Source organism: Weizmannia acidilactici, assembly GCF_008974225.1.
In the GTDB taxonomy this organism is placed as follows: domain Bacteria; phylum Bacillota; class Bacilli; order Bacillales; family Bacillaceae_C; genus Weizmannia; species Weizmannia acidilactici.
On record NZ_BKZR01000001.1, the window covers coordinates 106,817 to 129,320 of the forward strand.

Genomic DNA, 22,504 nt, shown 5'->3' on the forward strand with positions numbered 1-22,504 from the left:
AAAAGGCAGCGTGACTTTTTTCGACAAAAAAACAAATTTATGTTTATTTCACCAATAAAAAATGATATATTAATTTCGTTAAGTAGGATAACGGGAAGAAAAGCTTACGCAGTTATCCGCAAAAAATTATCCCAGGGGGGGACTCAAGTGAAAACGCGCAAATTTGGTTTAGCTCTCGCTATCGTACTGGCAGTAGGGACGCTTCTCGCTGCGTGCGGTTCGAACAGCGGCAATTCAGGCAGCGGAAATAAGGACAAGTTCACCGTTGCCCTGGTAACAGACACGGGCGGCATTGACGACCGTTCTTTTAACCAGTCTGCATGGGAAGGCCTTCAGCAATTCGGCAAGGATAACAACATGACGCAAGGGAAAAACGGTTACGACTATCTGCAATCCAAATCGGATGCGGATTACACGACGAACTTAAACACAGCGGTCCGTAACGGTTTTGACCTTGTTTACGGGGTTGGCTATAAACTCCAGCCTGCGATTGAAAAAATTGCCGATCAGCGCAAAAATACAAATTTTGCGATTATCGACAGTGTTATCACCGGCAAGAAAAATGTTGCAAGCATTACATTTAAAGAGGAAGAAGGCTCTTTCCTTGTCGGGGTTGTGGCCGGCATGGCGACAAAATCCAATAAGATCGGATTTATCGGCGGTACTGACAGCGACTTGATCAATAAGTTTGCAGCGGGCTTCAAAGCCGGCGTAAAAGCCGCCAATCCAAAAGCGGACGTGCAAATCCAGTATGTCGGTTCTTTTGATGATGCCAGCAAAGGGCAATCGATTGCTTCCGCGATGTATAAATCCGGCGTCGATGTCATTTACCATGCAGCCGGCGGAAGTGGCAAAGGCGTATTCACAGAAGCAAAAAACATTAAGCAGGACGATCCGAGCAAAAATGTCTGGGTCATCGGCGTTGACCGTGACCAGGCTGACGAAGGCCAGGTTACAGTGAAAGGCAAAGATTACAATGTAACGTTGACCTCGATGGTAAAACGAGTAGATAAAGCCGTGATCGATTTATCGACAAAGGCGAAAAACGGTAAATTCCCTGGCGGAAAAACAATTGTCTACGGTTTGAAAGAAGATGGTGTTGGTATTGCGCCGACACAGGACAATTTGACGCCTGAAATGAAAGCCGCAGTAAAAAAATGGACACAAAAAATCATTAATGGGGATGTTACCATTCCATCCAAATTAAAATAATTTTGCTAAGCCCACGGGACCGGTTTAATAACCGGTCCTGTATTAAAAAATTTAGTAAAATTAAAAATAATCACATTTTATCTGCATATCAAGGATTGATTCCCCCGCAACAATTACCTTGCCGCAGCAACCTTGCTGCCATTCTTTGTACAACCCAAATAAGGAGTGATAAAGGGTGGATTACGTAATAGAAATGCTTCATATTCGCAAAGAGTTCCCCGGAATTGTTGCGAACGATGACATCACCCTCCAGTTGAAAAAGGGAGAAATCCATGCACTGCTTGGAGAAAACGGTGCCGGGAAGTCGACATTAATGAATGTGCTTTTCGGTCTTTACCAGCCTGAAAAAGGCGAAATTCGTGTGAACGGAAAAAAAGTGGAAATCACTGACCCGAATGTGGCCAATGACCTTGGGATCGGGATGGTGCACCAGCATTTTATGCTCATTGACAAGTTTTCGGTTACCGAAAATATTATCCTCGGTAAAGAACCGAGAAAAAAAGGCGTAATTGACATCAAAAAAGCAGAACAGCAAGTGCGGGAAATTTCAGACCGTTACGGGCTGAAAGTGGATCCCCGTGCAAAAATATCCGATATATCCGTCGGCATGCAGCAACGCGTAGAAATTTTAAAAACGCTGTACCGAGGCGCCGATATTATTATCTTTGATGAACCGACGGCCGTGTTGACGCCGCAGGAAATCCGTGAATTGATCGGGATCATGAAGACGTTGATCAAAGAAGGGAAATCCATTATTTTAATTACCCATAAATTGAAAGAGATCATGGAAGTATGCGACCGCGTCACGGTGATCCGCAAAGGGAAAGGAATTGCCACATTAAATGTAAAAGATACGAATCCCCAGGAGCTGGCGCATTTAATGGTCGGACGTGATGTTATTTTTACGACAGAGAAAACAGAAGGCCATCCGAAACAAGCTGTGTTAGAGATTGAAAATTTGCATGTGAAAGATTCGCGCGGCGTTGAAGCTGTAAAAGGTTTAAACCTGCAGGTAAGAGCCGGTGAAATTGTCGGCATTGCGGGTGTCGACGGAAACGGGCAATCGGAGCTCATTGAAGCAATCACAGGCCTGAAGAAAGCGGAAAGCGGCGTGATCCGGCTGAACGGCAAGGATATTACAAATTTACGGCCACGGAAAGTAACAGAAGCCGGCGTCGGCCACATTCCTGAAGACAGGCATAAATACGGGCTTGTCCTCGACTTTACAATCGGGGAAAACATGGTGCTGCAAACGTATTACAAAATGCCGGTATCAAATAAAGGGATTTTAAATTATAAAGAAATTTACAAAAAAGCGAAGTCCATTATTTCTGAATTTGATGTACGGACACCGAGTGAATATACAAAAGTCCGGGCCCTTTCAGGCGGGAACCAGCAGAAAGCTATCATCGGACGTGAAATTGACCGTGACCCGGATCTTTTGATTGCGGCCCAGCCGACTCGCGGGCTGGATGTCGGGGCGATCGAGTTTATTCATAAACGGCTGGTCGAGCAGAGGGACCATGGAAAAGCCGTATTGCTTGTGTCGTTTGAACTGGATGAAATCATGAACCTTAGTGACCGGATTGCAGTGATATATGAAGGTGCCTTTATCGATATTGTGGATCCGAAGAAAACGACAGAACAGGAGTTGGGGCTCCTGATGGCGGGGCACAGAAAAGAAAAAGTAGGTGAACAATCCAATGTCTAACCGAACCCTGAACCTTCTTATACCTGTTATTTCTGTAATACTCGGCCTTCTTGCCGGGGCTCTCATTATGCTTGTCAGCGGCTATAACCCTGTGAACGGTTATATTGCGCTTTGGAACGGCGCTTTCGGCCAGGTCTTTTACATCGGGGAAACATTGAGGCTTGCAACCCCGTATATTTTTGCTGGTTTGGCGATTGCGTTTGCTTTCCGCACCGGGCTGTTTAATATCGGGGCCGAGGGCCAGCTGATTGTAGGGTGGATTGCCGCCGTCTGGGTAGGCATTGCTTTCGATCTGCCAAAAGCGATCCATCTGCCCCTTGCCATCCTTGCCGCTGCAGCCGCAGGCGCCTTATGGGGCTTCATCCCGGGGCTTTTAAAAGCGCGGCTCAGGGTCCATGAAGTCATCGTTACGATTATGATGAACTATATTGCGCTGTATAGTTCCAATTATTTAATCCGGAATGTGCTGTCAAAACAGCAGGATACAACGCCGCATATCCATCATTCGGCATCATTGGCATCACCGTTTTTCCAGAAAATCACGGATTATTCCACTCTACATAACGGCATCTATTTGGCTTTGCTGGCAGTAGTTGTAATGTGGTTTATCATCGAGAAAACAGCGCTTGGCTTTGAATTAAAATCTGTCGGGTTTAACCCAAACGCGTCCGAATATGCCGGTATGAATGTCGGCCGTAGCATCATCCTGTCAATGGTCATATCCGGAGCATTCGCCGGTCTGGGAGGCGCAATGGAGGGGCTTGGCAATTACGGTTTTGCCTTTTTGCAATCATCTTTTTCAGGAATTGGTTTTGACGGAATTGCCGTGGCGCTGCTCGGCGGAAATACGGCACTCGGTGTTTTGATTGCGGCCGTTTTATTCGGCGCATTGAAGGTGGGGTCGCTGAATATGCCGATTGATGCAGGCGTACCGAATGAACTCGTTAATATTGTCATTGCCCTGATCATTCTCTTTGTTGCATCCGGCTATATGATCAAATGGATACTGACCCGGCTGAAAAAGGAGGCGAAATAAGTGGATTTTTTAACAGCATTGGAAATTATCATATCAGCATCTTTACTCTCTGCGGCACCACTTATTTTCACCGCTTTAGGGGGCGTTTTTTCCGAACGCTCCGGCGTTGTGAATATCGGTTTGGAAGGTTTAATGATTATGGGGGCCTTTATCTCGATTGTGTTTAACTTGACGTTTGCAAAAACATTCGGGGCATGGACGCCGTGGCTTGCGTTGCTTGCTGCGATGGCCATCGGCGGTTTATTCGCGCTTATCCATGCCGTAGCATCCATTTCTTTTCGTGCGGATCAGACTGTCAGCGGCGTTGCCATTAATTTTTTGGCGCTCGGACTGGCGATGTTTCTGATTAAAAAAATATACGGAAAGGGTCAGACGGATACGATCCGAGAATATTTCCGCCAGGTCGACATTCCTGGTCTGAACCATATTCCGCTGATCGGCAAGCTGTTTTTCCAAGGTGTCACCTATCCTTCGTATATCGCTATTCTCGTCGCCTTTGCGGTATGGTTTATTATTTACAAAACGCCGTTCGGCCTGCGCCTCCGTTCAGTCGGGGAACATCCAATGGCCGCCGATACGATGGGGATTAATGTCACCAAAATGCGTTATCTGGCCGTCTTTTTATCCGGTGTATTCGGCGGGATCGGCGGCGCGGTATATGCGCAGTCGATCACATTAAATTTTAGTTCATCCACGATCTCCGGACAGGGCTATATGGCGCTCGCTGCTATGATTTTTGGAAAATGGAATCCGCTTGGCGCGATGGGTGCAGCTTTGTTTTTCGGCTTTGCGCAGAGTCTCAGCATTATCGTTTCCAATATTCCTTACTTGAAAGAAATACCAAGTGTTTTCCTGCTTATTGCCCCTTATGTGCTTACAATCCTGGCGTTGGCCGGATTTATCGGGCGTGCCGAAGCTCCGAAAGCGGACGGCGTCCCGTATATCAAGGGGGAGCGTTAGTGCTTCAAAACCGGCAACCGTTGCGGCAAAAGTTTTGCCGTAACGGTTGCCGATTTTTTATACGCGAAAAAGCTTGCCGGGACGGGCACGGTACCTGTATAGTAAAATTAATGCCACTTGCGGGTAAGAGATGGCTGGCAAAAGGGCATACTTTTATCACGGATTAAATACAGGCTGCCTGCTGAAGGAGGATCAATATGGCCATTGCAAAAGAGACGATTCGAAAAATGAAAGGGTACACATTACATACGATTAAAACGGACAAATACAAAACGAATACGCTTGTATGGAAAATGAAAGCGCCGCTTGATAAGGACACGGTAACATTGCGCGCCCTGCTTCTGAATGTCCTGCAGAGCAGCACAAAGCGGTATGATACGACAGCAAAGCTAAGAACATATCTCGACGAATTGTACGGTGCGAGTTTTTATGTCGATACGGCGAAAAAAGGCGAATATCATATTATCTCTTTCACAGTTGAAATCGCAAATGAAAAATTTCTGCACAATGCTGAACCGCTGTTGCAAAAGGGCATCCAGTTTCTGGCGGAAGTGCTGCTGAATCCGAATGCGGACGGCGGCCAGTTTGACCAGGCCGTGGTGGAAAAGGAGAAACGGGTGCTGAAACAGAGGCTGCAGGCAGTTTATGATGATAAAATGCGGTATGCGAACATGCGGCTCATTGAAGAAATGTGCAAGGGCGAACCGTTTGCCCTGCAGGCTAACGGCATTATTGATGAAGTGGACGCCATTACGCCTGAGTCGCTGTTTGCTTATTACCAACGAGCGATACAGGAAGATGAAATGGATTTATTTGTAACAGGCGATGTCGATGAAGGCCGCCTAGCCGCTTTTTGCGAAGCGCTCATCTTCCCGGACCGCGAAGCCACAACCGCTGCGGCAAGGACGCTGAGAAAAGTAGCTGAAGTCCGGAAAATAAAAGAATCCCAGGACATCCGCCAAGGGAAACTGAACATCGGCTACCGCACCAATATTGTGTTTGGCAACAGGGATTATTTCGCGATGCAAATGTTTAACGGCATATTCGGCGGTTTTTCCCATTCCAAGCTTTTCTTAAACGTCCGCGAAAAAGCTAGCCTTTGTTATTATGTGTCCAGCCAGATCGAGAGCCATAAAGGGTTAATGATGGTCATGAGCGGGATTGAATCCGTCAATTATGAAAAGGCGGTTTCCATTATTGAAAAGCAAATGGAAGCAATGAAAAACGGCGATTTCAGCGTACAGGAAATGGAACAGACTAAAGCCGTCATCCGTAATCAGCTGCTTGAGGCGACAGATACATCCCGCGGGCTCGTTGAAATTTTGTATCATAATGTCATTGCCAAAAAACAGATCGGCGTAGATGACTGGATCCGGGAAATTGAAGCGGTTGAAAAAGGGGAAATTGTAAAAGTGGCGGCGAAGATCGAATTGGATACAATTTACTTCTTATCCGGATCGGAGGGGAAATAATGGATACACAACGTTTTAGCCAGCTCGATGAAACACTCTATTTTGAAACGCTCGACAACGGTTTGAAAGTATATATCCTGCCTAAGCAGGGTTTCAATAAAACGTTTGTTACGTTTACGACAAAATACGGTTCTGTTGACAACGAATTCGTCCCGTTGGGGAAAAACGAGTTTGTGCGGGTGCCGGACGGGATTGCCCATTTTCTCGAGCATAAAATGTTTGAAAAGGAAGATGGCGATGTATTCCAGCAGTTCAGCAGGCAGGGTGCTTCAGCCAATGCATTCACGAGTTTTAACCGTACCGCTTATTTATTTTCCAGTACCGATCAAGTTATGAAAAATCTGGAAACTTTAGTTGATATGGTGCAAACCCCGTATTTTACAGAGCAGATGGTTGAAAAAGAAAAAGGGATTATCGGGCAGGAAATTATGATGTACAACGATAATCCGGATTGGCGGCTTTATTACGGAGTGATTGAAAATTTGTACAAAAACCATCCGGTGAAAATCGATATCGCGGGGACGGTCGAATCCATTGCAAAAATTACGGCCGAACAGTTATATGAATGCTACCGCACATTCTACCACCCGAGCAATATGCTGCTGTTAGCGGTCGGAAATGTTTCTCCTGAAGAAGTGATTTCTTTTCTCAAAAAAAACCAGGAGAAGAAAAAATATGAAAAAGTGCCTGAAATTAAAAGGCGTTTTCCGGAAGAGCCGATTGAAGCAGCCAAAAAAGAGCAGAAAATGCATATGAATGTGCAAATCCCGAAATGCCTTGTAGGGATGAAGGCGCTCCACACCAGCCAAAGCGGCACTGAGATGCTAAAAAACGAACTTACAGTAAATTTAATGCTCGATATGCTGTTTGGCCGCAGTTCGGAAGCGTACAGCGGGTTGTACAACGACGGCCTGATCGACACGAGTTTTTCTTTTGATTATTCCCAGGAACAGGGGTTTGGATTTGCAATGGCCGGCGGAGATACGGAAAATCCCGATCTTTTGGCGGAACGGCTGCATGATGTGATGTTTGCGGCAAAAGAAGGAAAAGTCCTGACGGAAGAAGGGCTTGAAAGGACGAAAAAGAAAAAAATCGGGGCGTTTCTGCGACAGTTGAACTCACCTGAATTTATTGCAAACCAATTTACAAGATATGCTTTTAACGGCATGAATTTATTTGATGTTGTTCCTGTTCTTGAGCAAATCCAATTCAACGATTTGCGGAAAACGGCGGAACAATTTTTTGGCGAAGACCGGTTTACGGTTTGCCAAGTATTGCCGAAATAACTACAAACCCGGGGAATGCCCGGGTTTTTCAATGGGGGAAAATAAAGAATGAAGAAATTTGCTTTAATTACCGGTGCAAGCGGAGGAATTGGAAAAGCGGTTGCAAAAATGCTTGCAGAAGAAGGCTGGAATCTTTATTTGCATTACCATCAAAATCAGGAAGCGGTAAAAGAACTGTTGGACATTTGCGCCGCGCGGGGTGTTGAAGCGATTCCGATCTGCGCCGATCTTGCTGTAGACGGCGGCGTGCAAACGATAGTGGATAATATTTTCCACCTCGATGCGATTGTATATGCGAGCGGCACGTCCCAATACGGTTTATTAACGGATATGGAAGAAAACGCAATTGATGAACAATATCGTATTCACGTGAAATCGCCGCTGCTTTTGTCAAAATTGCTGCTTCCGAAACTGATGCAGAATGAAACTTCGCACATCATCCTTGTCAGTTCGATATGGGGGCAGACGGGGGCTGCGTGTGAATCCGTCTATTCTGCAATGAAAGGTGCGCAAATTGCTTTTGCCAAAGCGCTGGCCAAAGAAACGGCAAGAAGCGGCGTGCGCGTCAATGCTGTTGCACCCGGCGCAGTCGATACGAATATGCTCAGGCTATTTTCGGAAGAAGAAATTGCCGGCGTAGAGGAAGAAATTCCTCTCGGCCGCCTCGCCAAACCGGCAGAAATCGCCCAAACGATCTCCTTCCTTCTCTCCGATAAAGCTGCCTACATTACAGGGCAAACGATTGCTGTAAACGGGGGCTGGTATATATAAAAATTCGGGCGGCTGATATTTCCATGCATAGCCTCCGCGCCAGGTCGCAAACTAATGCTGAACCATTTGAAAGGAGGATGCGCAATGAGTGTATTAGAAAACTGGGACCAATGGAAGAACTTTTTGGGGGACCGCCTTCACCAGGCACAGCAGCAAGGCATGTCCCAAGAAACGATCGGCAAGCTTGCGGAACAGGTCGGGGATTACCTTGCTGCGCAAGTGGAGCCGAAAAATGAGCAAGAACGTGTCCTGGCCGATCTCTGGTCGGTAGCATCACAGGAAGAGCAACAAGCGATTGCCAATGTCATGGTCAAACTCGTCCAAAATGACGAATCCCAATCATAAAAAAGGTGCCGGTGCCATACCAAAACAATTTACGGCTTTTCTCCAAAGCCGTAAATTGTTTAGATGCCGCCGGTTTTTTTTGCAGGATTTGCACGCACCTCGACAAAATTCATGTTTTTTTGTGATTTTTGGAGCTATCACTTTCTTATTGATATAAAATCATATATCATATAACCTAGATATAGTTAGTGAGTATCCGGTTGCGGGAGGGGTCCAGGTGGAGGACAGGAAAGAATGGTATTTGGAATATGAAATTAAAATCAACCGCCCGGGGCTTCTTGGCGATATATCTTCTCTCTTGGGTATGTTGGCGATTAACATCAAAAGCATTAATGGCGTTGACGATAGAAAGCGCGGCCTGCTTCTTCTTGTAAAAAATGAGGAACAGGTCGGTCGCCTCGAATCGATCTTGCAAACAGTGGAAACGATAAAAGTAACGAAAATCAGGGAATCCAAACTTCGGGACAGGCTTGCAGTGCGCCATGGCAGGTATATTCAGCGGGACCACGACGACAGGAAAACATTCCGGTTTGTGCGTGATGATCTCGGTATCCTTGTTGATTTTATGGCTGAGCATTTTAAACAAGAAGGCCATAAACTGATCGGAATCCGCGGCATGCCCCGCGTCGGAAAAACCGAGTCAATTGTGGCGGCAAGCGTGTGCGCTAATAAAAAATGGATTTTTCTTTCCTCCACGATGATCAAGCAGACAGTCAGAAGCAGCCTGATCGATGATGAATACAACGTCAATAATATATTTATTATGGATGGGATCGTATCCGCCGAAAGGGCAAACGAACAGCACTGGCAGCTCATTCGCGAAATTATGCGCCTGCCGGCTGTAAAAGTGGTGGAACACCCTGATATTTTTGTGCAGCACTCGGAATACTCATTGGACGATTTCGACTATATTATTGAGCTGAGAGAAGATCCGTCACAGGAGATTACATACGACATGCTGCAAAATAACCGGATGTTTCAAAGCGGATTTGGCGGATTTGATTACTAGATTGGCAGGTGTTACCATGACGGAATTAGGGAATCGTTTAAAGGAAGTAAGAAAAGAAAAGGGCATCAGCCTGGATGATCTGCAGGAGATGACCAAAATCCAAAAAAGGTATTTAAAAAATATCGAAGAAGGAAAATATGATTCAATGCCTGGAAAATTTTACGTCCGGGCATTTATTAAGCAGTATGCCGAGGCAGTCGGGCTTCAGCCGGAAGAGCTATTTGAGGAGTTTAAAAACGAAATTCCGAGCATCGAACATGAAGAATTTCCGGAGCAGATTACCCGTGTACAGACGAGAAAAACGGCGGCTCCGGATACGGTAAAATTGATGAACGTGCTGCCGAGGATCATTGTAGTCGTTGTGATTATCGGGATTTTGTTTTTGCTGTGGTTTATTGTTTCCAGTTTTGCTGGAAACAACAGCAAGGAAAAATTAAGCAGCGGCAATTCGGGCAATGTGAGCGTGCAGCAAGGTGATGTGAAATCTTCTGACAAGGCAACATCCGAAAACACCACAGGCACAAAAAATACGGCAAAAAGTACGAAAACAATTTCTACGGAAACGAAAAAAAATGCAAACCAGCAAACGGGGCAGAAATTGGAAGCTATTTCATCAAGCGGCTATACATCGACTTACAAGCTGAGCGGTACCGGTCAATTTAAGCTCGAGTTAAAAGCCAAAGGCGGGCAGTCGTGGATACAGGTGAAAAACAGCGACGGCTCAACCAATTTCCAAAAATTATTGAATGACGGCGACAGCCAGAATGCCGACCTCACGAAACAAAAACAAGTAACGATTACGATCGGAAATACCGTGAACACGGAAGTCTACATTAACGGCAAAAAATTAAAATACGATATTCCTGCTTCCAAAGAAGTACGCCAGGTTATTGTGATCCAGTTTCATGCAACACAAACGGAATAAGCTTATATAATGGGGGCTTTCTCTGCGGAAAATATATATATAGATCAGTTGGAGGAAAAGTTCAGTGAATTTGCCGAATAAAATTACTGTTTCTCGCGTATGTTTAATTCCTATTTTTTTAATGGTGATGGCGGTGCCTTTCCATTGGGGCACACTCGAATGGCTGGATACCAAAATCCCTGTCACCCATTTTGTCGGTGCGGTGATTTTTGCGGTTGCTTCGATGACGGATTGGATTGACGGACATTATGCGCGCAAAATGAATCTTGTCACGAATTTTGGCAAGTTTCTCGATCCGCTTGCCGATAAACTGCTTGTTTCCACGGCGTTTATTTTGCTTGTCGGCCTACAGCTTGCGCCGGCATGGATTGTGATTATTATCATCGCCCGCGAATTTGCCGTGACAGGCTTAAGGCTGATTCTGGCCGAGGGCGGTGAAGTTGTGGCAGCCAATATGCTTGGCAAAATTAAAACATGGACGCAGATTATTGCCATCCTTTTATTGCTTCTGCATAATTTCCCGTTTGCGGCGTTGTCCTTCCGCATGGATCTCGTTGCTTTGTGGGTGGCGCTTGTCTTTACAATCTGGTCCGGCATTGATTATTTTTATTTAAACCGGAAAGTATTCGCCCACTCAAAATGAACAATTCAGTGAAAGTCCGCCTTTCACTGTTTTTTTGCATATATTTTTGGATAAAGGAAAAGAGCACCTTTTTTTGCGCGGTTCCTGCCAGTTGGCTGCACGCTTATGACATTTAACAGCCACAAAGTTCCGAGGCGACAGGACTACATAATCTTTCTGCTGCTTATCAAAGGGAGGAATTGGAATGAATGCTGAGATTATTGCGGTCGGTTCAGAGCTGCTGCTTGGCCAGATCGTCAACACGAACGCGAAGTTTATTGCGGAGCATTTGGCAGAAATCGGGGTGGATGTCTACTACCAGACGGTTGTCGGCGATAATCCGGGGCGGCTTGAAGAGGCAATTAAAACCGCCGAGGCACGCGCCGATTTGCTCATTTTTACCGGCGGGCTGGGGCCGACAAAGGATGATTTGACGAAAGAAACGATCGCTTTCCATATCGGGAAAAAGCTCGTGACGGATGAAGTTGCGATGCGTTCCATTAAGCAATTCTTTGCCCGCACAAAACGGAACATGACCGAAAACAACAAAAAACAGGCGTTGGTTATTGAAGGGTCAAAAGTGCTTCCGAATGACCACGGGATGGCGCCCGGGATGTTCGCCAAACAAGGAAACCATTATTATATGCTTCTGCCGGGGCCGCCGCATGAAATGGAGCCGATGTTTATCAATTACGGCAGCCCGGCGATCCAGGAAGAACTTGAAACGATTGAAAGAATCGAGTCACGTGTGCTTCGTTTTTTCGGGATCGGAGAATCGCAGCTGGAAACAGAGGTACAGCACATCATTGACAGCCAATCGAACCCGACGGTCGCGCCGCTCGCATCGGAAGGGGAAGTGACGCTCAGGATTACGGCAAAACACGAATCAGCCGAAATCGCGAACAAAATGATCGATGAAAAAGAGAAAGAAATCCTGCAAATTGTCGGGCAATATTTTTACGGCTACAATGAAACGACACTAATGGAGGCACTGTTGAAAAAACTGTCCGAAAAACAGCTGACGCTCGCATGCGCGGAAAGCCTCACAGCCGGCATGTTTGAATCGGAAATGGCCGCCATTCAGGGAGTGAGCACAATGTTGAAAGGTGGCATTGTTGTTTATTCAAATGAAGCGAAAATGAAACTGGCAAATGTGAAGAAGGAAACGCTCGACCAATACGGCGCCGTAAGCAAAGAATGTGCGATAGAGCTGGCGGAAAATGTCCGCAGGCTGCTGAGCGCGGATATCGGAATCAGTTTTACCGGTGTAGCCGGCCCGGATTCGCTTGAAGGCCATCCCCCTGGCACGGTTTGGATCGGCATTACGGTCAAGGGAAAAGAAACCGGGGCCCATCTTTTGGAACTTGCCGGCTCCCGCAACAATGTCCGCCGCAGGACGGTGAAATACGGCTGTTACTATCTTTTGCAGATGCTGGGCAAATAATATCGGGTTTGCCCATAAAGGCCTCTTCCGCAAGGCAACCGGGTTTTTCACGGAAGAGGTTTTTTTTAGCTATGTCGGCAAAATTTTAATTTTTGGCGGCTTTTTCTTTGAAAAATTCGATTTTCCGCAGGGAAAAAAGGATTTTTTTTAAAGTTTTGGAGCAAAAAAATCACGAATGGACGTTCGATATTTTTCTTGGCAAACGGATAAAAAACGGGTATAGTATATGTATAGGTTCATTGCTTGCGAGAGTCCGTGATGAATAAAAAGGAGGAAATTTTGTGAATGATCGTCAACAAGCCTTAGACCAGGCTCTGAAACAAATAGAAAAACAATTCGGAAAAGGTTCCATCATGAGATTGGGCGAACAGACGGACAGGGCCGTATTCACGATCCCGAGCGGTTCCCTTGCGCTTGATATTGCACTGGGCGTCGGTGGTTATCCGCGCGGCCGCGTGATCGAAATTTACGGGCCTGAAAGTTCGGGTAAAACAACTGTTGCCCTCCATGCGATTGCGGAAGTTCAGGCAAGGGGCGGACAAGCCGCTTTTATCGATGCGGAACACGCGCTTGATCCGGTTTATGCCCAAAAGCTCGGCGTCAATATTGATGAACTACTCCTGTCCCAGCCGGATACGGGCGAACAGGCGTTGGAAATTGCCGAAGCGCTCGTCCGCAGCGGTGCTGTCGACATTATTGTGATTGACTCGGTTGCTGCACTCGTGCCAAAAGCGGAAATTGAAGGGGAAATGGGGGACTCCCATGTAGGCCTCCAGGCGCGCCTCATGTCCCAGGCTTTGCGCAAATTATCAGGCGTCATCAATAAATCCAACACCATCGCTATCTTCATCAACCAAATCCGCGAAAAAGTAGGCGTAATGTTCGGAAACCCGGAAACAACGCCGGGCGGCCGCGCGCTGAAATTTTACTCGTCCGTGCGCCTTGAAGTGCGCCGCGCCGAGCAAATCAAGCAGGGCAACGACATTGTCGGGAACAAAACGAAAATTAAAGTTGTTAAAAACAAAGTTGCGCCGCCGTTTAAAACAGCCGAAGTGGATATTATGTACGGGGAAGGCATATCAAAAGAAGGCGAAATCATTGATATGGGCAGCGAACTCGATATTATCCAAAAAAGCGGCGCTTGGTACTCGTATAATGATGAAAGGCTGGGCCAGGGCCGCGAAAATGCAAAACTCTTTTTAAAAGAGAATCCGGATCTGCGCAACGAGATTGCCATGAAAATCCGCGAGCACTACGGCCTGGCGGAAAACAGCCAGCCGGCCGCCGAAGAAAATACGGAAGAACAGGAAGAATTCCATTTGGAATAATACGCAAAAAAGAGCGCCTAAAATGCAGAACGCATTCCGGCGCTTTTTTTGCGGCTGTAGCCCACTTAGAAAAATTTACTAATTTATTCCATGTGCTCCACTTGACAATAAATATTCCCACCTTTAAAATTAATGTGTATATTTTATTTTCTAAAAATGACTTTCTCCTGCGCGAAAAGCTTACTCCGTTTCCGGACAGATTCCGGAAAGGGGTTCGGATATCTTACCGGATTGCCTTTTTGCGAACGGCTGGAAGAATCATTCCGCCGTGCGGCATTTAAACCGCACAGGGAGGAAACTCATGATTTGGTTTTAATGCATATACATCGGTGTGGGGATTTTCTCCGGGATGGACGTTTTACTTTTTAAGCTGAGCGTTGTATACTGTAAACCTTATGGATTAACGTAAAGCCGACATCTTTTAGCGTAGAAAAAGTTCATAGCAAGAGGAGGTGAGATTGATGGAGTCTCTCATATGGATCATCTCCCTTTTGCTTGTCCTTATCGTCGGTGTCGTTGTTGGCTATTTCATCCGAAGATCGATTTACGAAGCAAAGATCGCAGCGGCTAAAAATACGGCCGATCAAATTGTGGGTGACGCAAAACGTGAAGCCGACCGTCTGAAAAAAGAAGCCCTGCTTGAAGCGAAGGATGAAAATCATAAACTTCGTACAGATGTGGAACGGGAACTGCGCGAACGAAGAAATGAATTGCAAAGACAGGAAAATCGCTTATTGCAAAAGGAAGAGAACCTCGACCGCAAAGATGAATCGCTGGACAAGCGCGAATCGATGCTGGAAAAGAAAGAGGATTCTTTAAACCTGAGACAACAACATATTGAAGAGATGGAAAGCAAATTGGAGGAGATGGTTAAAAAGCAGGAGTCTGAACTGGAAAGAATCTCGGGCCTGAACCGCGAGCAGGCAAAAGCCATCATCATCGAAAAACTGGAGAAGGAGCTTTCGCATGATTTGGCCTTAATGGTAAAAGAAGCTGAAACGCGGGCGAAGGAAGAAGCCGACAAAAAGGCAAAAAATATCCTTTCATTGGCAATCCAAAGATGCGCAGCCGAGCATGTTGCCGAAACGACGGTATCGGTTGTCAATCTGCCGAACGATGAAATGAAGGGGCGCATTATTGGAAGGGAAGGGCGCAATATCCGGACGCTGGAAACATTGACAGGTATTGACCTGATTATCGATGATACGCCGGAAGCGGTTATTCTTTCGGGATTCGATCCGGTGCGCCGGGAAACGGCACGCATTGCACTGGAAAAACTGGTTCAAGACGGCCGCATCCATCCGGCCCGCATTGAAGAAATGGTTGAAAAAGCAAGGCGCGAGGTGGATGAACATATACGCGAAGTTGGTGAACAAACCACTTTTGAAGTCGGTGTCCACGGTCTTCATCCTGATTTAATCAAAATACTGGGCCGGTTGAAATTCCGTACCAGCTACGGGCAAAACGTCCTGAAACACTCGATTGAGGTGGCGTTCCTTTCCGGTTTGCTGGCAGCCGAACTCGGAGAAGACGAAATGCTTGCCCGCCGTGCCGGTCTGCTCCATGATATCGGCAAAGCAGTCGATCATGAAGTGGAAGGGAGTCATGTAGAAATCGGCGTGGAATTGGCAACCAAATATAAAGAACACCCGGTTGTCATCAATAGTATTGCTTCCCACCACGGCGATACAGAACCAACGTCGGTCATTGCCGTGCTCGTTGCAGCGGCCGATGCGTTGTCGGCGGCACGGCCGGGGGCGCGCAGTGAAACGCTCGAACATTACATCCGGCGCCTCGAAAAGCTGGAGGAAATTGCCGAGTCGTATGAAGGCGTTGAAAAATCTTTTGCCATCCAGGCGGGGAGAGAAGTCCGGATCATGGTGAAACCGGAACAGATCGACGACTTGGAAGCCCATCGTCTTGCGCGTGATATCCGCAAAAAAATCGAAAATGAGCTGGATTATCCCGGCCATATTAAGGTAACGGTCATTCGGGAAACGCGGGCTGTTGAATATGCAAAATAAGCGGTGACGTGCTCACCGCTTATTTTTTTAAATCTGTAATTATTTACCATTGATGATCACAAATTACGGGGCTCCTGCGGAAAACGAGGGCTGAGCGAAATCACCGGGGCCAGCCGGATTTCCTGATCATCGGACATGCTTAACATCTAAAAGATGAAATCCACTTACACAGCAAAGAAAGGGATATACATGAAGATTTTATTTATAGGGGATGTTGTCGGGTCTCCGGGACGCGATATGGTCAATGAGTATTTGCAAAAATTAAAAGCGAAATACAAGCCGCAGCTGACCATTGTAAACGGTGAAAATGCAGCCGGAGGGCGGGGAATCACCCAAAAAATTTACCGTGGGCTGCTGGAAGCCGGGGCGGATGCCGTTACGCTCGGCAATCATGCCTGGGACAATAAAGAAATTTTTGAATTTATCGAGGATGCCAAATGGATGGTGCGCCCGGCGAATTTTCCGGACGGGACACCAGGTAAAGGCTTGGTGTTTGTCAAAGCGGAAGGGGCCGAATTTGCCATTTTGAATTTGCAGGGAAGAACGTTTATGAATGCGATTGATGACCCGTTCCGGAAAGCGGAAGAACTCGTTTCGATGGTTAGAAAAAGGACCCATTTCATTTTTGTTGATTTCCATGCAGAGACGACTAGCGAAAAGCAGGCAATGGGCTGGCATTTGGACGGAAAAGTTTCCGCTGTTGTCGGTACGCATACGCATGTCCAAACGGCAGATGCCAGAATATTGCCGAACGGCACGGCTTATATGACGGATGTCGGCATGACGGGGCCTTATGACGCGATCCTCGGCATGGATAAAGATGCAGTGCTAAAGAAATTTCTGACTTCGCTGCCGGTCCGTTTTGAAGTAGCGAAATCTGGAAGAAAAATATTGAGCGCTTGTGTCATTGAACTCGATAAAAAAACCGGTAAAGCAGTTTCTATCAAAAATATTTTAATCAATGAAGACCACCCATTTATTTCAGAATAAGCGGGTTTTTTTGCAACATCTATTTAGGCGTGGAATTTGCGTAATCTTCCATTTGAAAAACCACGGTGTACTTGTATTTACTTGCATAACTCCCGTAGACGGGGAATATAGTAGCAGTGGAATGATTTTCCCTGCTGTGCGGGCGGCATCTCCCCCGGGAAGAACTTGAGCAAGAGACGTTCATTTGCCCGCACGGATCCATAGGAAAATCAGCAACCTAACATGACGGGGACGGTTCTGCTGCACTTTTAGCGCAGCACCCCGTTTACAGCGAGTGCATTTCAACTGAAATGGCCATCGGGCAAGCAGAAAAACTTTGCGTTTGGGCATGAATTGTCACTCTGAACGGACATTCGGTTAACGGAAGTAAACAAGGAGGAGAAGGAATGGAAATATTAAAAGTTTCAGCAAAATCTAATCCTAATTCTGTAGCTGGTGCTCTTGCCGGTGTTCTTCGTGAAAGAGGGGGAGCGGAAATCCAGGCAATCGGGGCAGGCGCCATCAATCAGGCCGTGAAAGCGGTCGCGATCGCAAGAGGATTTGTGGCTCCGAGCGGCGTGGATTTAATCTGCATACCTGCTTTCACGGACATTCAGATTGAAGGGGAAGAAAGAACTGCAATTAAACTAATCGTTGAACCCCGCTGATATAGATGGAAGAGTACGCTGTTTGCAGCTGCAGGCAGCGATTTTTTTATGATTCTGCGGGATAAACGGTCAGGAAGCGGGGGAAGCAAAAGCGGGCCTTTCGTTCCTTTTCACAGCCAAAGTAATGCAAACGATATTGCAGTATTTTCGGCGGCCCGGCAAGATTGCGGAAAATGTCATAACTTGTCACCAAAATCATACTGGAAACATGGTAAAGTATAATTGCGGCGCTATGTTTTTTGCGCTATTTTTATGTACATAGAGGACAGCCTGGAAAACGGGCGCTAAAACGGAGGGATAAAGTTGATTAATATCATTGCGACCGCTGAATCAGTCGAACAGGCTGAAGCGCTGATCAATGCGGGGATTGATACCCTCTACATCGGGGGAAACCGTTTCGGGCTGCGCATGCCCGGAGCATTAATGAATGAAGATATCCGTAAGATCGCAGAACTTGCGCATGAATACAATAGAAAAGTAGTTGCAGCCGTAAACGGGCTGATGCATAATGATCACATTGAAGAGCTCCCAAAATACTTGGCATTTCTTGAAAATGCGGGCGTGGACGCTATCATTGCCGGAGATCCGGGCGTCATTATGCTGTTAAAGGAGTTAGAGCTTAACCTCCCGTATATTTATGATGCGCAGACACTCGTCACATCTGCAAACCAAATCAGGTTTTGGTTGGAGCGCGGGGCAATAGGCGCAGTTGCGGCAAGAGAATGTACGTTTATTGAATTAAAAGAAATCCAGTCGCAACTGGATAAACCAGTGGAAGTGCAGGTGTACGGGCCGACATGCATCCATCACTCGAAACGGAGACTGCTGACGAATTACTATCAATTTACGCATCTCTATGCCGCAACGTCCCGGGAAGCAGGCCTAAACATCCGGGAAATGAAAGACCCGGAATACCAGTATCCGATCTATCAGGATGAAAACGGGACCCATATTTTTTCAGCAGAGGATATTGCGCTGATCGCCTATTTGCCTGAACTGCATAACGCGGGTCTTGATACGTGGAAGCTTGACGGGATATTAACCTGCGGGCAGCAATTTGTAGATATAGCCGCACTTTATGTCCGGGCAAAAGAAGCGCTGCTTTCCGGCATGTTTGATGCGGCCCGATTTTCAGCAGAACTTTCGGATCTGCAACCGAAAACACGGAAACTTGGCACCGGGTTTTTCTTAAGAAAGCCGGATGAAGTACAGTAAGGAGGAGACAACATGAGGAAAATTATCAATAAACCGGAAGTTCTGGCGCCGGCCGGGAACTTGGAAAAACTCAAAATGGCGATCCGCTATGGTGCAGATGCTGTTTATATCGGTGGACAGGCTTACGGTTTGCGTTCAAGGGCAGGTAATTTTACTTATGATGAAATGAAAGAAGGAGTTGAATTCGCACATGCGCACGGGTCGAAAGTGTATGTGGCCGCAAATATGGTCGGCCATGAAGGCAACTTTAAAGGTGCAGGGGAATTTTTCCGTACGCTGAAGAAAATCGGAATTGACGCCGCTATCGTATCCGATCCGGGCTTTATTACGATATGCATGGAAGAAGCACCGGGCCTCGCCGTTCATTTGTCGACGCAGGCTTCCGCAACAAATTACAAAACGCTGGAATTTTGGAAACAGGAAGGTTTGGAACGGGTGGTACTTGCACGCGAAGTCAGCCTCGAAGAAATCCGCGAAATCCGTAAACATACCGATATGGAAATCGAAGCGTTTGTGCAGGGGGCAATGTGCATCTCGTATTCAGGGCGCTGTGTGCTGTCGAACCATATGGCGAACCGCGATGCAAACCGCGGCGGCTGTGCCCAATCGTGCCGGTGGAAATATGAATTATTTGAAAATATCGGTGGGGCGGGGGCAAATGAATTAACCGCTGACGGCGAGCCGTTTTCAATGAGCGCAGTGGACTTGACGATGATCCACCACGTCCCGGAATTGATTGAAGCAGGCGTTAATAGTTTTAAAATTGAAGGGAGAATGAAGTCGATCCACTACGTCTCGACCGTAACCAACGTTTACCGCGCGATAGTCGATACGTACTGCGAAGATCCGGAACAATTTGAATTTGACCCGGCGTGGGAAGAAGAAATTTGGAAAGTGGCACAACGGGAGCTGGCGACAGGTTTTTATTTCGGGGAGCCGGATGAAAATCAGCAGTTGTTCGGCCGCCCGCGCAAAATTCCGAAATATACATTTACGGCGCAGGTGCTTGATTATGACCCGGAAACCAAAATAGCCACGCTCCAGCAGCGCAACAATTTTGGCGTGGGGGAAGAAGTTGAGTTTTACGGGCCGAAATTTGTCCATTTCAAACAAACGATCCGTGAGATGTGGGATGAAGACGGAAACCGCATCGAGCGCGCCCCGAATGCAATGATGATTGTAAAAACAATCGTCGACCATCCTGTTCAGCCTTACTATTTAATGCGGACGCGCAAAACGCCGATGAGTACAGCCCGTGGATAATGGCTTGTTGTGTTAGAAGAAAAAACCATTTATACTAGTACGTATAAGCATTGCATGATTTGCCGGGCAACCGGCTTTTACATTGGCCGAACAATCGGCAAGTGTAAAAAAGAAAGGAGATTACCATGAACGAGAAACAGCGCTTAGAGCAGCAGCGAGTGAAATCAGTGGAGCCTGCGGACAAAAAATCCGAAAAGGACTACAGTAAATATTTCCAATCTGTCTATATCCCGCCAAATTTAAAAGAAGCGAGAAAACGAAGCAGGGCAGCAGTCCAATATTATAAAGATTTTCAAATCGACGAAGACTTGAAAGGCATGGGGGAAGGGTTAAAGTTTTATATCCGGACGTATGGCTGCCAAATGAACGAGCATGATACGGAAGTCATGGCCGGCATTTTTATGCAGCTCGGTTATAAACCGACTGATATGGTTGAAGATGCTGATGTGATCCTTTTGAACACATGCGCAATCCGTGAAAATGCCGAAAACAAAGTATTCGGCGAAATCGGGCACTTGAAACATTTGAAAACGGAAAAACCCGATATGCTGATCGGTGTATGCGGCTGCATGTCACAGGAAGAGTCCGTTGTCAATAAAATTTTACAGAAGCACCCGCATGTCGATATGATTTTCGGTACCCATAACATTCATCGCTTGCCGCAAATTTTAAAAGAAGCGTATATGTCGAAAGCAATGGTTGTGGAAGTGTGGTCCAAAGAAGGGGATGTCATCGAAAACCTGCCGAAAGTGCGCAAGGGCAATATCAAAGCATGGGTCAATATCATGTACGGTTGCGATAAATTCTGCACGTACTGCATCGTGCCGTATACGCGAGGCAAAGAACGTTCAAGGCGCCCGGAAGACATTATTCAGGAAGTGCGGGAACTGGCGGCGCAAGGCTATAAAGAGATCACTTTGCTCGGCCAAAACGTGAATGCGTACGGGAAAGATTTTGAAGACATCGAATACGGGCTCGGCGATTTGATGGACGATCTCCGGAAAATCGATATTCCGCGCATCCGCTTTACGACAAGCCATCCGCGCGACTTTGACGACCGCCTCATCGAAGTCTTGGCGAAAAAAGGAAATTTGATGGAACATATCCATCTCCCGGTCCAATCAGGTTCAAGCGAAATTTTGAAAATTATGGGCCGCAAATATACAAGGGAACAATATTTGGAACTTGTCCGCAAAATCAAAGCTGCGATTCCTGACGTTTCATTATCAACCGATATTATTGTCGGCTTCCCGAATGAAACGGAAGAGCAGTTTGAAGAAACATTGTCGCTTTATAAAGAAGTCGGGTTTGAAACGGCCTATACTTTTATTTATTCCCCGCGTGAAGGCACGCCGGCAGCAAAAATGAAAGACAACATCCCGGTGGAAGTCAAAAAAGAACGGCTGCAGCGCCTGAACGAAGTGGTGAACGCATACTCTAAAGCCGCAATGGAAAAATACGAAGGCCAGACCGTTGAAGTGCTGGTTGAGGGCGAAAGTAAAAACAATCCGGATATTTTGGCCGGCTATACCCGCAAAAATAAACTGGTCAACTTCAAGGGGCCAAAATCGGCGATTGGAAAATTGGTAAAGGTCAAAATTACAAAAGCCAAAACTTGGTCGCTGGACGGGGAAATGGTCGGTGCCGCCGATGCGGTCGGAGTGGAAGCGTGATGGCGAAGTTTACGAAAAATGATATTGTTGCAAAAGCGGCGGAACTCGCGAAAATGATTGCGGAAACGGACGAAGTGGACTATTTTAAACGTGCGGAGGCGCAAATCAATGAAAATGAGAAAGTCCGCAATTTAATTGCCAGTATCAAAGCCCTGCAAAAGCAGGCCGTAAACTTGCAGCATTATGGAAAAACAGAAGCATTAAAACAGGTGGAAGAAAAAATTGATACGCTGGAAGAAAAGTTGAACGATATCCCGGTTGTCCAGGAATTTAAGCAATCCCAGGTGGATGTGAATGATCTTCTCCAGTTGGTTGCGAATACGATTTCCAATACGGTGACGGACGAAATCATTATCTCTACGGGAGGAGACCTTTTAAAAGGGCAGACCGGTTCACAGGTGAAATATTCTTCCGGCAAAATCCACTAAAAAAGCGGTGCGCGCCTTTTTCGGTGCTCACCGCTTTTTTTAACGCAGCCTCTTGGAGAACCGGCGCAGAGCGGTTGATGTAATCTATCTTTCTTTTTAAAACTTCCGGGCACCTCCCCAAAACTTCTGCATAACTTAAAAAT

Annotated in this window: 20 protein-coding genes; all 20 read left to right on the forward strand. The window is 46.5% G+C overall.

All coding sequences use genetic code 11. The annotated features are described in order from the left end of the window. The first annotated feature begins 147 nt into the window (after positions 1 to 147). Positions 148 to 1,212, forward strand: a complete 1,065-nt coding sequence (locus GBH70_RS00540; RefSeq protein WP_151679189.1) for a BMP family lipoprotein — start codon at positions 148 to 150, stop codon at positions 1,210 to 1,212. Positions 1,213 to 1,387: 175 nt separating this feature from the next. Continuing rightward, a complete protein-coding gene (locus GBH70_RS00545; RefSeq protein ID WP_151679190.1) occupies positions 1,388 to 2,923 on the forward strand; it encodes an ABC transporter ATP-binding protein in 1,536 nt (511 codons plus the stop codon). Then, on the forward strand, positions 2,916 to 3,959 hold the full coding sequence (locus GBH70_RS00550) for an ABC transporter permease (protein ID WP_151679191.1): 1,044 nt from the start codon (positions 2,916 to 2,918) through the stop codon (positions 3,957 to 3,959). Before GBH70_RS00545 ends, GBH70_RS00550 begins: the two co-directional genes overlap by 8 nt. Continuing rightward, positions 3,960 to 4,919 carry an ABC transporter permease gene (locus GBH70_RS00555; RefSeq protein WP_151679192.1) on the forward strand — a complete coding sequence of 320 codons (960 nt, stop codon included), beginning with the start codon at positions 3,960 to 3,962 and terminating at the stop codon, positions 4,917 to 4,919. Positions 4,920 to 5,116: 197 nt separating this feature from the next. Beyond that, positions 5,117 to 6,391: an EF-P 5-aminopentanol modification-associated protein YfmF gene (yfmF, locus tag GBH70_RS00560; RefSeq protein WP_151679193.1), complete on the forward strand. Its 1,275-nt coding sequence runs from the start codon at positions 5,117 to 5,119 to the stop codon at positions 6,389 to 6,391. Continuing rightward, a complete protein-coding gene (gene yfmH / locus GBH70_RS00565) occupies positions 6,391 to 7,677 on the forward strand; it encodes an EF-P 5-aminopentanol modification-associated protein YfmH (protein WP_151679194.1) in 1,287 nt (428 codons plus the stop codon). The genes yfmF and yfmH overlap by 1 nt, the downstream gene beginning before the upstream one ends. Before the next feature lie 48 nt (positions 7,678 to 7,725). Further along, entirely contained in the window at positions 7,726 to 8,448 is a 723-nt protein-coding gene (gene ymfI / locus GBH70_RS00570) for an elongation factor P 5-aminopentanone reductase (RefSeq protein ID WP_151679195.1), read from the forward strand. Between the two features lie 84 nt (positions 8,449 to 8,532). Further along, the gene (locus GBH70_RS00575; protein WP_151679196.1) at positions 8,533 to 8,793 is read left to right on the forward strand and encodes a DUF3243 domain-containing protein; all 261 of its coding nucleotides are present in this window, start codon (positions 8,533 to 8,535) and stop codon (positions 8,791 to 8,793) included. A gap of 217 nt (positions 8,794 to 9,010) precedes the next feature. Beyond that, positions 9,011 to 9,802 (forward strand): DUF3388 domain-containing protein, encoded by a 792-nt coding sequence (locus GBH70_RS00580; RefSeq protein ID WP_151679197.1) that lies wholly within the window; start codon positions 9,011 to 9,013, stop codon positions 9,800 to 9,802. A gap of 16 nt (positions 9,803 to 9,818) precedes the next feature. Then, positions 9,819 to 10,727: a helix-turn-helix domain-containing protein gene (locus GBH70_RS00585; RefSeq protein ID WP_151679198.1), complete on the forward strand. Its 909-nt coding sequence runs from the start codon at positions 9,819 to 9,821 to the stop codon at positions 10,725 to 10,727. A 64-nt stretch (positions 10,728 to 10,791) separates the two neighbouring features. Beyond that, on the forward strand, positions 10,792 to 11,370 hold the full coding sequence (gene pgsA / locus GBH70_RS00590) for a CDP-diacylglycerol--glycerol-3-phosphate 3-phosphatidyltransferase (protein ID WP_151679199.1): 579 nt from the start codon (positions 10,792 to 10,794) through the stop codon (positions 11,368 to 11,370). Positions 11,371 to 11,554: 184 nt separating this feature from the next. Then, complete coding sequence (locus GBH70_RS00595) at positions 11,555 to 12,793, forward strand: competence/damage-inducible protein A (RefSeq protein WP_151679200.1); 1,239 nt, start codon at positions 11,555 to 11,557, stop codon at positions 12,791 to 12,793. A gap of 281 nt (positions 12,794 to 13,074) precedes the next feature. Further along, positions 13,075 to 14,121, forward strand: a complete 1,047-nt coding sequence (recA, locus tag GBH70_RS00600) for a recombinase RecA (RefSeq protein ID WP_151679201.1) — start codon at positions 13,075 to 13,077, stop codon at positions 14,119 to 14,121. A gap of 461 nt (positions 14,122 to 14,582) precedes the next feature. Continuing rightward, entirely contained in the window at positions 14,583 to 16,145 is a 1,563-nt protein-coding gene (gene rny, locus GBH70_RS00605; RefSeq protein ID WP_151679202.1) for a ribonuclease Y, read from the forward strand. 189 nt (positions 16,146 to 16,334) lie between these two features. Then, on the forward strand, positions 16,335 to 17,135 hold the full coding sequence (locus GBH70_RS00610; RefSeq protein ID WP_151679203.1) for a TIGR00282 family metallophosphoesterase: 801 nt from the start codon (positions 16,335 to 16,337) through the stop codon (positions 17,133 to 17,135). A 386-nt stretch (positions 17,136 to 17,521) separates the two neighbouring features. Next, positions 17,522 to 17,782: a stage V sporulation protein SpoVS gene (gene spoVS, locus GBH70_RS00615; RefSeq protein WP_013859169.1), complete on the forward strand. Its 261-nt coding sequence runs from the start codon at positions 17,522 to 17,524 to the stop codon at positions 17,780 to 17,782. A gap of 306 nt (positions 17,783 to 18,088) precedes the next feature. Beyond that, positions 18,089 to 18,997, forward strand: a complete 909-nt coding sequence (locus GBH70_RS00620; RefSeq protein WP_253693296.1) for a peptidase U32 family protein — start codon at positions 18,089 to 18,091, stop codon at positions 18,995 to 18,997. A gap of 12 nt (positions 18,998 to 19,009) precedes the next feature. Beyond that, the gene (locus GBH70_RS00625; protein ID WP_151679205.1) at positions 19,010 to 20,260 is read left to right on the forward strand and encodes a peptidase U32 family protein; all 1,251 of its coding nucleotides are present in this window, start codon (positions 19,010 to 19,012) and stop codon (positions 20,258 to 20,260) included. Positions 20,261 to 20,385: 125 nt separating this feature from the next. Then, positions 20,386 to 21,933, forward strand: coding sequence for a tRNA (N6-isopentenyl adenosine(37)-C2)-methylthiotransferase MiaB (gene miaB, locus GBH70_RS00630; protein ID WP_151679206.1), 1,548 nt, complete (start codon positions 20,386 to 20,388; stop codon positions 21,931 to 21,933). Further along, positions 21,933 to 22,361: a regulatory iron-sulfur-containing complex subunit RicA gene (ricA, locus tag GBH70_RS00635; protein ID WP_151679207.1), complete on the forward strand. Its 429-nt coding sequence runs from the start codon at positions 21,933 to 21,935 to the stop codon at positions 22,359 to 22,361. The genes miaB and ricA overlap by 1 nt, the downstream gene beginning before the upstream one ends. Positions 22,362 to 22,504 lie beyond the last annotated feature (143 nt).

What these genes read in the sequence shown, in the direction of transcription:
- GBH70_RS00550 (WP_151679191.1), top strand. Translation starts at nt 2,916, where the DNA reads ATGTCTAACCGAACCCTGAACCTTCTTATACCTGTTATTTCTGTAATA.
- GBH70_RS00610 (WP_151679203.1), top strand. Translation starts at nt 16,335, where the DNA reads ATGAAGATTTTATTTATAGGGGATGTTGTCGGGTCTCCGGGACGCGAT.
- GBH70_RS00625 (WP_151679205.1), top strand. Translation starts at nt 19,010, where the DNA reads ATGAGGAAAATTATCAATAAACCGGAAGTTCTGGCGCCGGCCGGGAAC.
- rny (WP_151679202.1), top strand. Translation starts at nt 14,583, where the DNA reads ATGGAGTCTCTCATATGGATCATCTCCCTTTTGCTTGTCCTTATCGTC.
- yfmF (WP_151679193.1), top strand. Translation starts at nt 5,117, where the DNA reads ATGGCCATTGCAAAAGAGACGATTCGAAAAATGAAAGGGTACACATTA.
- GBH70_RS00595 (WP_151679200.1), top strand. Translation starts at nt 11,555, where the DNA reads ATGAATGCTGAGATTATTGCGGTCGGTTCAGAGCTGCTGCTTGGCCAG.
- GBH70_RS00585 (WP_151679198.1), top strand. Translation starts at nt 9,819, where the DNA reads ATGACGGAATTAGGGAATCGTTTAAAGGAAGTAAGAAAAGAAAAGGGC.
- miaB (WP_151679206.1), top strand. Translation starts at nt 20,386, where the DNA reads ATGAACGAGAAACAGCGCTTAGAGCAGCAGCGAGTGAAATCAGTGGAG.
- ymfI (WP_151679195.1), top strand. Translation starts at nt 7,726, where the DNA reads ATGAAGAAATTTGCTTTAATTACCGGTGCAAGCGGAGGAATTGGAAAA.
- spoVS (WP_013859169.1), top strand. Translation starts at nt 17,522, where the DNA reads ATGGAAATATTAAAAGTTTCAGCAAAATCTAATCCTAATTCTGTAGCT.
- ricA (WP_151679207.1), top strand. Translation starts at nt 21,933, where the DNA reads ATGGCGAAGTTTACGAAAAATGATATTGTTGCAAAAGCGGCGGAACTC.
- yfmH (WP_151679194.1), top strand. Translation starts at nt 6,391, where the DNA reads ATGGATACACAACGTTTTAGCCAGCTCGATGAAACACTCTATTTTGAA.
- GBH70_RS00575 (WP_151679196.1), top strand. Translation starts at nt 8,533, where the DNA reads ATGAGTGTATTAGAAAACTGGGACCAATGGAAGAACTTTTTGGGGGAC.